Origin of the sequence: Sulfoacidibacillus thermotolerans, from assembly GCF_003144315.1 — a bacterium.
GTDB classification, from domain to species: domain Bacteria; phylum Bacillota; class Bacilli; order Alicyclobacillales; family SLC66; genus Sulfoacidibacillus; species Sulfoacidibacillus thermotolerans.
Genome location: NZ_MPDK01000002.1, coordinates 347761 through 361523, shown reverse-complemented (window position 1 = coordinate 361523; position 13763 = coordinate 347761). Strand labels below are relative to the sequence as shown.

Below are 13763 nucleotides of genomic sequence, written 5' to 3'. Positions count from 1 at the left end.
GTGTAGACACTGCACAAAGAAGTTGTACAGAATTTATCTACACGTAGAAGCGTTTGTTTAATGGAATTCTACATCAATTTGTTGTCCTACTTGTTTTTTTGTTTTGGGTAGGCGCACTTCTAGAATGCCGTTGTGATAACTCGCTTTCGCAGAAGTTTCATCTACCGTGGTCGGCAGCGCAATGTTTCTCGTGAACTGTCCGTAAAACCGCTCTGTGCGATGGATATTTTCATTTGTTTGATCTTCTTGCCGTTCAATTTTGCCGCTGAGTGACAAGTGATTTTCATGTACGACAATGTTGACATCTTCTTTTCGGTTGAGTCCAGGAATCTCGGCAGATACGATGACTTCTGTTGGCGTTTCGCGCACATCGACGCGAATGCGCGACCAAGAACCGACTTGATTGTCGAACCAATCCTCATCTACCCAACGTGGCAAAGAACCAAATTCCCTGCGAATAATCCCAAATGGATCATATGGAACTAATGACATGCGCTATTCCCCCATAAGTAGAGTAATCAGACATAGTATCCCCGTAAAACAGTTCATTATCCTCTCTTTTCTTTAGGTTTCCAATTGGACAGGAACTGGATTTTCGTGTTCTTAGAGGTTAGAAATAGGAACTAATTCGAAAGGACCCTGCATACGTTATATCAGATTACACTCGATGAGGAGGGACGTTGTTGTATATCTATACGGTGAAAAAAGGCGATACGACAGCAAGTATCGCGAAGTCACACTTTATTCGCGAGTATGAATTACGACAAATTAATGGACTGCGGGGTTCGAAATTAACCCAAGGTATCAATCTTTTAATTCCTGGTCCACCGAGTACTTTGATTCGCCATACAGTGGGGGCAGGGGAGAGTCTCTTTTCCATTGCCCGGCGATATAATACAAGCGTCACAGCAGTTGCGGATGCAAACGGACTCTCAGACAGTGCAGAGTTGCAGATTGGGCAAATTCTGTTTGTGCCGGCTCCCTTAGATGATTTGCGTGAAATTGAGGGAAATGGTTACTTGATTCCCTCGGGAACTGATGCAGATCGAGAGATTCCAAATGATCTCACTTACGTAACGATCTTTAGCTATCACGTGAGTACTACTGGTGAGTTGACGCCTGTTGCAGACACAAAGGCACTGCCAGCAATTCAGGAGCAAGGCTTAGCGCCTCTGCTATCTGTGAGTAATTTTGATGGCAGTAATTTTAATACAGAGTTAGCACATACAATCCTTTCTTCACCAGATTTACAAGCAAAAGTGATTACAAATATCGAAAAAGTGCTGCAGTCAAAAGGGTATCGCGGGGTGAACGTCGATTTCGAACACATGCAACCGAGCGATCGATCCTTGTACAATGAATTTATTAAAAATTTGACAGATCGCATGCACGCAAATGGCTATCTATCTACCCTTGCATTAGGTCCAAAGACGAAGGATGAACCGAATGCCGCCTGGATGGGTGCCTTTGATTATAAGACGCTCGGCTCACTCGTGGATTTTATTATGCTCATGACGTATGAGTGGGGATGGGTGGGGGGGCCGCCCATGGCTGTGGCTCCGCTTAATCAAGTGCAGACTGTTTTAGATTATGCTGTTTCTGTCATTCCGCGTGAAAAAATCCTTATGGGAATGCCTACATACGGATATGACTGGGAGATTTCTGGCGGTGAAAAGAAATTGGCGACAGGCATTTCTCCAGTAGATGCCCAAAACCTTGCGATTGAAAAGGGCGTGGTCGTCCACTTTGATCCTATGGCAGCAAGTCCTATGTTTCGCTATCGCGAGGGAGAACAAGAACACGAAGTGTGGTATGAAGATGCAAAATCTGTACTGGCAAAATTCCACCTTATCTATGAAATGAACCTTCGTGGAATCAGTTTGTGGGTCTTAGGACAACCGTTTCCTCAGCTTTATGAATTGATTCCCGATACATTTAAAATTCGTAAAGTGTAATTTTTCGTCCTCATGCGTGAAAATGTTTGCGCATGAGGACAAAAGTGAATCGAAGGTTTATTCCGCGATTGTTAAAGAAGATCACGGCGATAAGTGCTTAAAAATTCTAGATACGCTTTGACTTGTACGTGGATTTTGGCATGAGGATATGCTTGATCCCATTTGCTATTACCCTGCCATTTTTGTGGTGCATACCAATAGAACATTCGTCCAAAGCCAAAAAGATCTGCATGTAGTACGGTTTGTGTTTGTTGTATACTCGCTTCAATGTTTCGGGCCAATTGTTTTGAGACGATGCGTTCAATATAGAGTTCTTGCCGTATGTCCTCGATGTTATTTTTTGTGCAAGTATTTCCTTCAATATATCCGTGAATGCTTACATGCACTCTGATCGCAGGTTGATCTAGGCGCATGTCTGTAAAGTGAATGGTGGTACGGGAATCGTTAATTTCGACAACGATATGTCTGTTTTTGTGGTGTGGGCACTGAAAGATCAAAGGGGACTTGGGGAATTGGTTTTCAACGAATTCCCATCCGATCGCTTGATCTTTTTGTAAGCCGCCAACCATTTGATCGCCAAAAAAAGCTGCAATCCCTTTGATCGTCGGGGCAGAAAGACTTTCATTACTTTCCCCTAACCAAATGCCGTAGGGTTGAATTCCGGGAGATACTAAGCGTTGGTGAAATCCACCGATTGTCGCATCATAAGGGCGATTGAGCAAAATGTTGTTTTCAAAGAAATTCGAGAGATACGTCGAGGGAATCGGATCAAGCATGGGAATATCTTTTAGAATTGCTTTTGCGGAGTGTGTGGAAATAAATAACCAGCTTTCACGTGACACAATGCGTGCTTGGAGCAGAGGATCAAGGATTCTAAGCAGTCCTTCGCGCGCAAGTTGTTCATTTACAACGATAGCGCGCACATGACCGAAAAAGAGGGTTCGATCGATACTTAATTGCAATTTGCGCAGTGCGTCTGCTGCATTGACGCCTGTCTGACTAATGACAATCGTTTTTTTATTCTCTGATTGAGAGGCTGCTTTCACCGGGTTTTTAAACATTTGAGGACGGGCGATCTGTACACTTACTTTAATCTCTTGTCCATCTTCTTTCCCTGGGTCAATGCCAACCATCAGTACAATGGCACGATTTTGTAATTCGATTCCATCCCAACAGGCGGTTAATGTAAAAGAAAAAAAGACAGAAAGCAAAATGATGAGCAGGATTTTAGTCATTGTGAACTTCCTTTTTCTTTATGAGTAGAAAGCGGATAAAAAACACAGGAAGGCAAACGATTACGAGAAAGAGATTGAAAAAATTAATCATAGATTGAATTTTTAATGTGGTATGGACAAAGTAGTGCGGCAAAATGACTAAAAATCCTAATGCTGAGACCGTGATCGTAAGTACAATCCATTTAGCAAATGGAAGGTAGCTTGTAAGAATATAATTTGCTGCATAGAGATAGAGGTTTAATGCAGAAGACATTGCTACGAGAATTGGGACGAGAAAGATTAAGTCTAGGCGTTCGATAAATGAAGAAGCCATTTTTTGTACGCGCACGACTTCGAGCACTGGCCAGTGAAGTGTCGCACTTTCAAAAGGACCCAGTACAGCAAGTGCTAAGTAGAGGTTGATGAAATTGAGTGTCGCAACGCCGCCTGTACCCAACAACATGCTTTTTAGCGACAAGGCCGCCTGATGTTTCTTAAAGATGACCAAATAAACAACAAATAAATTGAGCCCAGGGAGCAGTTCTAAAATATTTGTCAGAAACGAAGAGAAGGTTGGTTGTACAGGCAACCATAGCGGCAAAAAATTATGGAGATTGGAAAAGCGAAACGACATGATCAGGAGGAAGATCGCCAAGCTTAGAGCAGGATAAAAAAGGGAAACTTGGTACCGGATCAAGGGTTCAAAGCCGGCGGGAATGAGCTGTATAGGGATGAGGAGGCCAACTAAAAGCAAAGCTGCAATGGGTGTATAGGGAAGTGCAGCGTACTGAATAATTTTAATTCCATTAATGCAGGTTTGTGAGGCATAGGTGATGAGAAAGAAGACGAGTAAAAGGTTTAGTCCAGCTCCTAAATATTTACCTAAAAGTGTGTCAAACAGTGTAAGATTGTTTTCTGTAAAAGGTATGTATGCGGTCATATAGTAAAAAAGCGTGATAATCCCTACAAGCAGGGTGAAATAGAGGGTAAAAGGGAGCCAAACTTCCGATTTAAATGCCTCTGACCACTTTGGAATCCATTCCATGGTTCCTGTGCTCAACAACAATTCAAATGTTAAAATTGCGACGACATGTGAATTCATCTGTTTCATCTGTCTACGTCCCTTTTTGCTGGTTTGCTCTACGCAACCATTTTCTTGGACTCCAATACGTCCCTGGCCGTTTTTCGGAGAATTGCAATGGCGCTCGAATCAGACTGTCATGTAAATCTGGGCCGGCCATTTGTACAAAGGGTGTCAAATAGGGAACCCCAAATGAGCGCAGGGTACAGAGATGAGCAAATAGCATAAGGGTAAATGCAATGGTGCCAACAATGCCAAAAATGGACGTTGTGAGCAACATTGGAAAGCGAATCATGCGGGTCACAAATGCCGCTTCATAATTTGGAATCGCATAAGCGCCAAGAGCGGTTAAACCCACTGCGACGACCATGATCGGACTGACAATGCCAGCTTGTACAGCCATGTCGCCAATGACAAGTCCCCCAACGATAGTATAAGATTGTCCCATTTGCTGTGGCATGCGATTGCCTGCTTCGCGAACAAGCTCGACCATGATTTCCATGAACGTCGCTTCTGCGACGATCGGAAGTGGGATTCCTTCACGTGTCGCAGCGAGTTGAAGGACCATTTTTAGAGGGATGAGTTCTGGGTTGAACATCGTGAGTGCGATATATAAAGATGGAATAAAAATAGATACCAACAGCGCAATGATGCGAATTAACCGCAGTGCAGTACCAGAGACCCAACGCTGGCTGTAGTCATCGGTTGTTTGAAAAAAGGACAGCATGACTGTAGGCGCTAATAAAACAAAGGGGGATCCATCAACCATAATGGCAATCCTGCCTTCCAATAAAGCGGCGACTGTTTTATCGGGTCGCTCTGTGGCTTGCATTTGCGGGTAAGGACTCCAGTGGTTATCTTCAATCCACTGTTCGAGCGTTCCACTGTCAAGTACCCCGTCAATTTTCACAGTGTCTAAACGGTCGAATACTTCCTTGACGATCCGTGGGTTCGCTAAATCTTCGATGAAAACGACGAGCACTTTGGTTTTTGTCCGCTCACCGATGATCCTCTCTTTCATTTGCAACTTTTCGTCTTTAACTCGTGTTCGAATGAGCGATACATTGACGTCAATGATTTCTGTAAATCCATCGCGCGGACCGCGGATTGAGGTATCAGCTTTTGGCTCCTCAGGTGTTCGCCTGGTTTGTCCATGCATGTCAATCGCGAGATAGCCCTTTGACGAACAGATAACAGCGGCACTGTCTAATAAGGACTGAGCAGCTTCCTTGGGGGAGGTTAGCGTTTTTATTTTAGCGACATGCAAATTATTGGCTATCCATTCTTCTAGTGGTTCAGTTTGTTGTTCATGAGGAATTCTGGCCCGTTCTGTGAGTGGCTTCAAAATATGTTCTTCGATCCTTTGCAGGTCGACAATGGTTGTAATAAAAACAATTTCTAGCTGTAAATAAGGAATCGTGCGCACAACAACATCTGAAGTGAGTATGATTTGATCAATTAATTTTTGTGTGGTCTCCACTGTCGTACTCCTTAGATTTCCATTGTATGGTCATGTTCATGATGTGCATTTTAAATGAAATTATCCATGGCAAGCGGTGGATCACTTGCTCACTTTTGTGAATCCCTTTTCAATTTGCTCTATTCAATGTATACTGGCTTCATAGAGAGAAAGTTTAGACAAATTAGAGAGGGGAAAAGGAGAATGGAGAACAAAACGGAAAAATGTGTTTTGTGTGAAGCGGAGACCGGGGTTGAGGTAAACACTCCGTGGTTTTTACGCAAGCATTATATTGAAAATTCCGGTCAATTATGCGACGAGTGTTATCACGAAATTGCTAAAAACAAACCTTGGCATGATCTCGCATAAACAGGGGGATCTAAAAGATCCCCCTGTTTTCCATCATCCCTACAACTAGTTGCCAGCCATTCCACCATAACCTGGGACAAGTAGGAAGAAGAGAACAAAAATGATGAGGAAAACGACTGCCCAACGTGTATACCCACCGAAAATTCCGTACATAAAAACCCCTCCTAGTAGATACTTTCTTTAAAATCGCAGCCTTATTGTCTGGCTCCCTGTTACTAAATGCGCAATCGTTCATACTTGATTGGACGTTTATCCATTAGAAATGAAATGAGCGCGTTCTTTAGGCATGAGCATAGAAAGAGCTGCTCTATGACTCTGACACAGTAGAAAGAAACATGGTATGATCATGAGAGGGAGAGTTAGAAGATAGAGTGGAGCGTTGGATAAAAGTGGATTATCTATCTTATAGTCGCTTGTCACTCTATGAGACTTGCGGACTACGTTTTTATTATGAATATGTGGTAGAAGCGACGCCGACAGATGAAGTTCCTACACATTACACCTCGTTTGGTAAGTTGCTACATACTCTCTATGAAGATCACGCAAATTCGCGTGGTGATAAATCGTTTGAAGAGTTAAAAGCGCACTATGACGAGCAGTTTCCTGCACTTGTAGCAGAATTTCCAGATCGTCAGACAGCAGTTGAATTTTATAAAAATGGCGTCCAGGCAATTTATCGTTTTAGTCGCTATCAAGTAGGGGATGTGATCGCTTCTGAGAATGAATTTTTACTTCCCATGAGTCCGTTTACCCCCCCAATCAAAGGTTTTATTGACCGTGTACTCTATACACATGAACACGGGTATATGGTTGCAGATTTAAAAACGGGGAAGGTGTTTTCCGCAAGAAACCCAAAGAAGATGTACCAGTTGGTGATTTATTCGGCAGCTTGTGAGTTACTTTATGGCGAACCGGCAAGCAGCGGCTATTTTGACTTTATCGTTCACGGTAAGCGAGAATGGATCGATATTACGGATGAAGATCGCAAACAAGCTCGTCGTTGGGTTGAAGATATTTGGCGAAAAATTGAAGAGGAGCAGTTTGCGGCTAACTATTCTCCTGGTTTTTGCACGCGCTTTTGTCCTTTTCGTTCACGCTGTGAGGTTTATCAAGCACAGCAGAAATTAAACGTGCAGGGACAGACAAAACAACGTTCTTTTGTTTAGAGGGGTGAGTTTTTTATGGAGAATGAAGTGTGTAGAATTCTTGGATGTCAGGTTCCGATTATTGAAGGTGGACTTGCTTATGTAGGGAATGGGATGCTTGCAGGAGCGATCTCCGCTGCGGGAGCGTTTGGCCAGGTAGGGACGGCAGGACGAAGCATTGCGCAAGTTCGGGAGCAAATTGAAGAGGCTAAAAAGCGTGCCGATGGACGCCCATTTGGGATTAATCTGCCCCTTAGTGAACATCGCGACATGAGTGAGTATGTTCATTTGATCACAGAATATGCGCCAGTTTTGCGTGCGATCAGTTTATCTGCAGGAAATCCGCGACCGTTAATTCCACATTTTCAACAACTTGGGTTAAAAGTAATGGTCGTCGTTTCAACGCCTGAACAGGCTGTGAAGGCAGAACAAGCTGGTGCAGACCTGCTTGTGGCAGAAGGATATGAGGCGGGTGGACATAATGGACCAGCGGAACTGACAACTTTTACGCTGATTCCACAGGTGGTGCGAGCAGTTTCCATTCCTGTAGTAGCGGCTGGGGGCATCGTTAATGGCACAGGGATTGCGGCGGCTTTATTACTTGGCGCAAAAGGTGTGCAGTTAGGTACACGCTTTGTCGCGACACAAGAGTGTGAAGCGCATGAAAATTACAAGCGAGAGTTGCTGTTGCGAAAGAGTGCAGATACGACCATTATAGAACGCAGCATGGGGCGTGTGACGCGCGTGTTAAAAAGTCCCTTTGTCGAACAAATTCTCGAAATTGAAGCGACTCACCCTACATGGGAGACCCTTGCACCTTATGTTTCAGGAACGAAAAACAAAACGGCTGCTATTTTGGGTCAGATGGATGAAGGTTGGGTAAATTGCGGCCAAGGTGTTGGGATGATTGAAGAGTTACCCACTGCGGCTGATTTAATAGAGGAACTAGTAACGCAAACAAAAGAGCATTTGGCACGAGCACAGACACTTTTTTAAAGATTCGTCTGCAAAAGATTAGGAGCAGTAGCTAAGAGGGGAGATCCATAACATTCCGGCTTTATCCCTGTGCCATATCTTTATGGGTTTCTCCTCTTAGCAATTTCCCATAAGTTACTTTACGTCGACATGACCATGGGTAAACTGTTCATCCAAGATGTGATTACAACCTATACAGGCATACTGGTAGGAGACAGCGTTTACTTGTGCAGGAATGGACATTCCACGTGTAACCATCACGCTTGCGTTAAGTTCTACGATTTTTTCTTCGCGAAATAGTTTTCCTCCGCATTGTGGGCAAACAATGGAATGTGGTGCTGGTGCTGCCATGTGATGACGACCTCCTTGTTCTATTGATCACTCGGCTTGAAAATCCACGCTAAGTATACCACTGTTTTGGATATGTTTCTTCTTAGCTGCAGCGGAAAACGGGGAAAAATACGCTTTTGGACGGGCGAGAACGCAAACCTACATGTTCATTTGGCCAAAGGGAATGGTATACTAACACATGACCAGATGTGGGGGTTCACATAAAGATTGGCGAAGAATGACGGTTGATATGCAGCGTCTGTTTGTCTTGAGATCATTGTAACAAGATGTCTCAGTTACCCCGCGCGGCGATTTTAGTAAGGGAAGGTGCCTCGATGGAGCGGGGAATTAAAAATTGGATGGTAGCTTCAATCGCGATTTTATTGTTGGAAATTGGGCGTATTATAGGGAGTCAAGTTCATTCTCACGGTGTGGAAGTCGGGTTTGATGGAGTGGCCGGATTGCTTTTTCTGATCGCCGGAATCCGATTTATCATTGAGAAATGGAAGCGAAAATAGTAACATTGTGTTACAATTAAAATGATTGACTGATCAGTCAAAGGAGGATGTCCGTTGGCAGAGCTTGTACGTGTTGAAAAAGAAGCTGGAATTGCGATTGTAACGATTGTAAACCCCCCGATGAACGTGTTAAGCAAAGCGGTGACTGAGGCGTTGCTGCATCGATTTCGGGAGTTAAAAGAAGATGCAAATGTGCGGGTTGTGGTCTTGACTGGCGATGGTGAACGCGCTTTCATGGCGGGAGCAGACATTAAAGAATTTCCTGAGGCGCTTGGACAACCTGGAGTGGCACTTGAGATGGCAGAACGTCTTCATGAGACGATGAATTTTATCGATTATTTTCCTAAGCCTACGATTGCTGCGCTGCACGGGTTTACACTTGGTGGGGGGTTGGAATTAGCTCTCACCTGTGACATGCGCATTTGTGACGAAGGCTCGATACTAGGACTTCCTGAAATTAAGCTCGGCATTTTCCCAGGAGCTGGAGGAACACAGCGTTTGCCGCGGTTGATTGGTGAAGCGCGGGCAAAAGAAATCATGTTTACGGGAGAGCCAATTGACGCACACACGGCAGCGCAGATTGGTCTTGTCAATCGAGTTGTGCCAAAAGGCGAGTCATTACAGGCCGCCAAAGAATTGGCACAACTGATTGCCTCGCGCAGTCTCGCGACGTTGTCCTTGTTAAAGCAAACGATTGATGATGGTGCAGTGTTGCCTCTCACTCAAGCTGTGGAAGTGGAAGCTAAGCGATTTGACGCTGCATTTCAAACGAATGATGCTGCAGAGGGAATCCAGGCATTCATTGAAAAGCGAAAACCTAATTTTTCCCATCGATAGGTTTGTGTATATTTCATTGAGAGGCAGTAGACGGGTCGTACATGAGCGCCGTGTAAATCTGCGCGCTCCTGCCAGTTCATGTGAGAGGTGGGATCGGTAGTGGATGAGTTTGTTCGGTTAGATGAGCATTTGCGAATGAGTGCACGCGATCACGGGGATGATTATGCTTACTCTTATCTTGGCAAGCGCGTCACGTACAAAGAATTGTATGCGCGTGTTCTTCGGATCAGTGGCTTTTTGTACGAATCAGGATTTCGCAAGGGTGATGGGATGGCCATCATTTTGCCTAACAGTGATGCTTTCTTAGAAATGTATCATGCCGCACTAGCCATAGGCATGTTTGTTGTGCCGCTAAATCCTCTCTATACTCCAAATGAATTGCTTTATATGTTAAAAGACAGCGCAGTGAAGATGATTGTCGCACCGGTACAGATGGCTCCGATTGCACCGATGGTCCTGCAGGCATTACCAGGTGTCCGCTTGATTGTCGCGGGGGATTCAGAGGAAACTTTGCCAGATTCGCTTATTTCTTATGAATCTGTTCTGGAACATAACCCGCTTACAAAGGTAGCGGAAGATCTGACAGTAGAAGATCTGGCGGTTGTGCTTTATACGTCAGGCACAACAGGGAAACCTAAAGGAGCGATGTTGACACATCGGAATTTAAGTTCAAACGCCATGATGGCAGGTGTTTACCTGGGCTTCTCTGGTTCCGATCGAATCGTCACTGTCCTTCCCATGTTCCATGTATTTAGCTTAACCGTCTGTGTTAACGCGGGAATTTTCCGCGCGGCAGAATTGATCATCCTCCCACGCTTTAGCCCCAAAGAAGTGATCACCGTGATTGAAGAAACCAAAGCTACTATTTTTGCAGGTGTGCCTACAATGTATAATTTTATTTTACAAGCGGCAGGAGATCGAGTGGTTGACTTCCATTCACTGCGTTACTGTATTTCCGGAGGGGCAGCAATGCCAGTTGCTGTGCTTGAAGCGTTTGAAAAGCGCTTTTCTGTCACAGTTCTGGAAGGGTATGGGCTGTCAGAAGCGTCACCGATTACTGCTTTTGCACCCGTTGACGGACGCCCGCGTAAAGTGGGATCGATTGGCGTCTCACTACCTATGGTTGATCAAAAAGTCGTAAATGAATTTGATGAAGAAGTTCCTGTAGGAGAAGTGGGCGAACTTGTAGTCCGTGGGCCGAACGTAATGAAGGGATATCTCGGGCTTCCCAAAGAAACGGAAACTGCCTTGCGCAATGGCTGGCTGCACACAGGTGATATGGCGCGGATGGATGAAGATGGGTACTTTTACATCGTAGATCGCAAGAAGGATATGATCCTCGTCGGTGGATTCAATGTCTATCCGCGTGAAGTGGAAGAAGTGTTATTCACCTATGAGGGTGTTCTTGAGGTTGCTGTTGTAGGAATGCCGAATCCCGATTACGGGGAAGAAGTAGTCGCTTGCATTGTTCGTAAAAACGAATCCGTGACAGAGGAGAAGATTCGGCATTTTTGCGAAACTCGACTGGCGAAATACAAGCAACCGACGAAAATCTTATTTATGGATGAACTCCCGAAAAATATGACAGGAAAAATCGTGCGACGTGAATTACGTGAACAACTAGCAGATCAGTTAAAGAAGAACTCATAAAATTGCTTGTCTGAAAGTTGCGCGTCCATCGTCGAGTCTTGCCCGATGGACGCTTTTTGTGACTTAGGGCTTGAAAGGCTATTTCTGAAAACGTGCCTTGCTTTCATTGAGTATACGAGTGGCGGATTCGATGTCTTCCCAGCCCTTGATTGTCACTTTTTTATTCTCCAGATCTTTATATACCTGGAAGAAGTGAGAGATTTCTTTTAAGGTGTGGGGAGGTACATCAGCGAGCGATTGAACGTGTGCAAAGCGCGGGTCTTGTGTTGGGACTCCTAGTAATTTTTCGTCTTGTCCTTTATCGTCCGCCATGATCAACACGCCGATGACGCGACTTTCAATCACACAGCCCGGGAAAGTTGGGAAACTAGTCAATACTAAGATGTCCAGTGGATCCCCATCTTCTGCTAAGGTGTTAGCGATATAACCGTACTCCGTAGGGTAGTGGAAGGGCGAATATAAAACGCGATCTAACCGAAAGACGCCGGCTTCTTTATCATATTCATATTTGTTTTGACTGCCTGTGGGGATTTCAATAAATGCCTCGACAACTAGTGGTGAGTTAGACAAAAGATGGCCTCCTTATCGCGTGGAAAATTAGAATTTGTACATGAAAGTCGCGTATTATTATAGCATATCCAATTTCGTTCATGGAAAAATGACTCATTTGCGGGCCATGTGTTATACTAAGTTGCAATTGTGTCCTCATTATTAATGTGGCGATCTAGTCGGAGGTGAATTCCCGTCGTGATCCTTGCATCTTATGGCCCAGGGGCTATGGGAGTGAAAAAGGGAGCAAGAACGGGGAGTGTGTGGGAATAACCACGAATGAATTCGTTGATTTACTTTGGGCTTTTGTTTTAATTGCCATAAATGGCTATTTTGTTGCGGCAGAGTTTGCAATTGTCCGATCACGCCGCACACGCATTGAACAATATGTGCAACAAGGCAGCAAGATTGCGAAGCATGCCATGGATGTAATCTCTAAGATTGACGCCTATTTATCGGCGACGCAACTTGGGATCACTTTGGCGTCCCTTGGCTTAGGCTGGACAGCACAACGCTCGATTACTCCGTTGTTGATTGCGGTTTTTGGGCAGATTCATGGGGTTTCGCCTCGCGTGCTCGGATTTGTCGCTGCTGTCATCGCATTTTTGTTAGTGACGTTTTTGCAGATTGTTTTTGGCGAACTCGCGCCAAAATCTTTGGCGATCTCACGTGCAGAAACATGGTTGATGGCATCGGCACTTCCACTCAAGGCATTTTATAAACTGATGTACCCGGCAATTTGGCTGCTCAACGCCACTGCACGAAACGTTTTACGTATGGCGCATATTACTTCTACCACCAGTGAACTTGCTCACTCTGAAGAAGAGTTGCGCATGCTCGTTACACAAAGTCACGAGAGTGGCGTGATTGATGAGACGGAGCGGGAATTGTTTAACAATGTATTTGCATTTGCTGATCGCGTGGCAAGGGAAATTATGGTACCGCGCACGGATATGGTAACTTTGTTTACGGATCAGACGATTGAGGAGTGTTTGGAAGAAATTCAACGTGAGCGTCATACACGCTTTCCACTGTGTGAAGATGATAAAGATCATGTCGTCGGGATTATTCACAGTAAAGATCTATTTAGTTTTGCATTGCAACATCCTGATCGGGAAGGATCTATTCGCTCACTAGCGCGTAAAGTGGTAACAGTTCCAGAGGCGATGGGAATTGATGATGTATTAAAAGTTCTTCAAAAGGAGCGCTCTAGTCTTGCCATTGTCATCGATGAGTATGGTGGAACGGCTGGAATGGTCAGTCTAGAGGACGTGATTGAAGAGCTGGTTGGTGAAATTCAGGATGAGTTTGATGAAGAGCGTCCGCCGATTGAAGAGCGGGATGGATATTTATCTGTTGATGCACGCATGTTGATCGAAGAGGTCAATGAGCTGTTTGGCTTTTCGCTATCGGATGAGGAAGTAGATACAGTCGGCGGCTGGGTTTACGCACAATTAGTGGGTCCGCTTAAAGTGGGATTAGAAGTTGAGTATGAAGGTGCGCGATTTGTTGTCGCCGAGATCGATAATTTGCGCATTACACGTCTTCACGTGTATCCTCCAGAGGTAGCAGATGAAGAGAGCGAGGCGGAGGATGAGAAAAAGGGACAGGAAGAATAATGCAGTCGCTTTTGTAAGATCATCCCCGTCCACTCTTTGGCATTGTATGATACAATGAAGCA

14 protein-coding genes are annotated in these 13763 nt (G+C 44.7%); 8 read left to right on the top strand and 6 right to left on the bottom strand.

Annotated elements, in window-relative coordinates; genetic code table 11:
• Positions 1 to 57: 57 nt before the first annotated feature.
• Positions 58 to 492, bottom strand: a complete 435-nt coding sequence (locus BM613_RS02190) for an Hsp20/alpha crystallin family protein (RefSeq protein ID WP_109429507.1) — start codon at positions 490 to 492, stop codon at positions 58 to 60.
• Between the two features lie 191 nt (positions 493 to 683).
• On the opposite strand from BM613_RS02190, the gene BM613_RS02185 reads away from it, so the two are divergent.
• The gene (locus tag BM613_RS02185; protein ID WP_181362835.1) at positions 684 to 1955 is read left to right on the top strand and encodes a glycoside hydrolase family 18 protein; all 1272 of its coding nucleotides are present in this window, start codon (positions 684 to 686) and stop codon (positions 1953 to 1955) included.
• Positions 1956 to 2026: 71 nt separating this feature from the next.
• On the opposite strand, the gene BM613_RS02180 is transcribed toward BM613_RS02185, so the two are convergent.
• Genes BM613_RS02180 through BM613_RS02170 form a run of 3 tightly spaced genes read right to left on the bottom strand, consistent with a single transcriptional unit; the run spans position 2027 to position 5730 of the window.
• On the bottom strand, positions 2027 to 3190 hold the full coding sequence (locus BM613_RS02180) for a Ger(x)C family spore germination protein (RefSeq protein WP_109429505.1): 1164 nt from the start codon (positions 3188 to 3190) through the stop codon (positions 2027 to 2029).
• The gene (locus BM613_RS02175) at positions 3183 to 4280 is read right to left on the bottom strand and encodes a GerAB/ArcD/ProY family transporter (RefSeq protein ID WP_109429504.1); all 1098 of its coding nucleotides are present in this window, start codon (positions 4278 to 4280) and stop codon (positions 3183 to 3185) included. The genes BM613_RS02180 and BM613_RS02175 overlap by 8 nt, the downstream gene beginning before the upstream one ends.
• A 4-nt stretch (positions 4281 to 4284) precedes the next feature.
• Positions 4285 to 5730 (bottom strand): spore germination protein, encoded by a 1446-nt coding sequence (locus tag BM613_RS02170; RefSeq protein WP_109429503.1) that lies wholly within the window; start codon positions 5728 to 5730, stop codon positions 4285 to 4287.
• A 183-nt stretch (positions 5731 to 5913) separates the two neighbouring features.
• On the opposite strand from BM613_RS02170, the gene BM613_RS14950 reads away from it, so the two are divergent.
• The 3 genes from BM613_RS14950 to BM613_RS02160 all read left to right on the top strand — a co-directional run bounded on the left by BM613_RS14950 (position 5914) and on the right by BM613_RS02160 (position 8219).
• Positions 5914 to 6078, top strand: coding sequence for a hypothetical protein (locus BM613_RS14950; RefSeq protein WP_181362834.1), 165 nt, complete (start codon positions 5914 to 5916; stop codon positions 6076 to 6078).
• A gap of 371 nt (positions 6079 to 6449) precedes the next feature.
• Positions 6450 to 7244, top strand: coding sequence for a RecB family exonuclease (locus tag BM613_RS02165; RefSeq protein WP_109429502.1), 795 nt, complete (start codon positions 6450 to 6452; stop codon positions 7242 to 7244).
• Positions 7245 to 7259: 15 nt separating this feature from the next.
• On the top strand, positions 7260 to 8219 hold the full coding sequence (locus BM613_RS02160) for an NAD(P)H-dependent flavin oxidoreductase (protein WP_109429501.1): 960 nt from the start codon (positions 7260 to 7262) through the stop codon (positions 8217 to 8219).
• 114 nt (positions 8220 to 8333) lie between these two features.
• Here the strand turns inward: BM613_RS02160 and BM613_RS02155 are convergent, their stop codons facing one another.
• Positions 8334 to 8549 (bottom strand): hypothetical protein, encoded by a 216-nt coding sequence (locus BM613_RS02155; protein ID WP_109429500.1) that lies wholly within the window; start codon positions 8547 to 8549, stop codon positions 8334 to 8336.
• Positions 8550 to 8815: 266 nt separating this feature from the next.
• On the opposite strand from BM613_RS02155, the gene BM613_RS02150 reads away from it, so the two are divergent.
• From BM613_RS02150 to BM613_RS02140, 3 genes are all read left to right on the top strand, one after another.
• Positions 8816 to 9046 (top strand): hypothetical protein, encoded by a 231-nt coding sequence (locus BM613_RS02150; RefSeq protein WP_219930612.1) that lies wholly within the window; start codon positions 8816 to 8818, stop codon positions 9044 to 9046.
• 54 nt (positions 9047 to 9100) lie between these two features.
• On the top strand, positions 9101 to 9883 hold the full coding sequence (locus tag BM613_RS02145) for an enoyl-CoA hydratase-related protein (RefSeq protein WP_109429498.1): 783 nt from the start codon (positions 9101 to 9103) through the stop codon (positions 9881 to 9883).
• 99 nt (positions 9884 to 9982) lie between these two features.
• Complete coding sequence (locus BM613_RS02140; RefSeq protein WP_281267804.1) at positions 9983 to 11533, top strand: long-chain-fatty-acid--CoA ligase; 1551 nt, start codon at positions 9983 to 9985, stop codon at positions 11531 to 11533.
• 78 nt (positions 11534 to 11611) lie between these two features.
• Here BM613_RS02140 and BM613_RS02135 read toward each other — a convergent pair whose 3' ends face one another.
• Complete coding sequence (locus BM613_RS02135) at positions 11612 to 12103, bottom strand: inorganic diphosphatase (protein WP_109429497.1); 492 nt, start codon at positions 12101 to 12103, stop codon at positions 11612 to 11614.
• A gap of 242 nt (positions 12104 to 12345) precedes the next feature.
• Here BM613_RS02135 and BM613_RS02130 point away from each other — a divergent pair, with 242 nt between their 5' ends.
• Positions 12346 to 13701 (top strand): hemolysin family protein, encoded by a 1356-nt coding sequence (locus BM613_RS02130; protein WP_245926199.1) that lies wholly within the window; start codon positions 12346 to 12348, stop codon positions 13699 to 13701.
• Positions 13702 to 13763 lie beyond the last annotated feature (62 nt).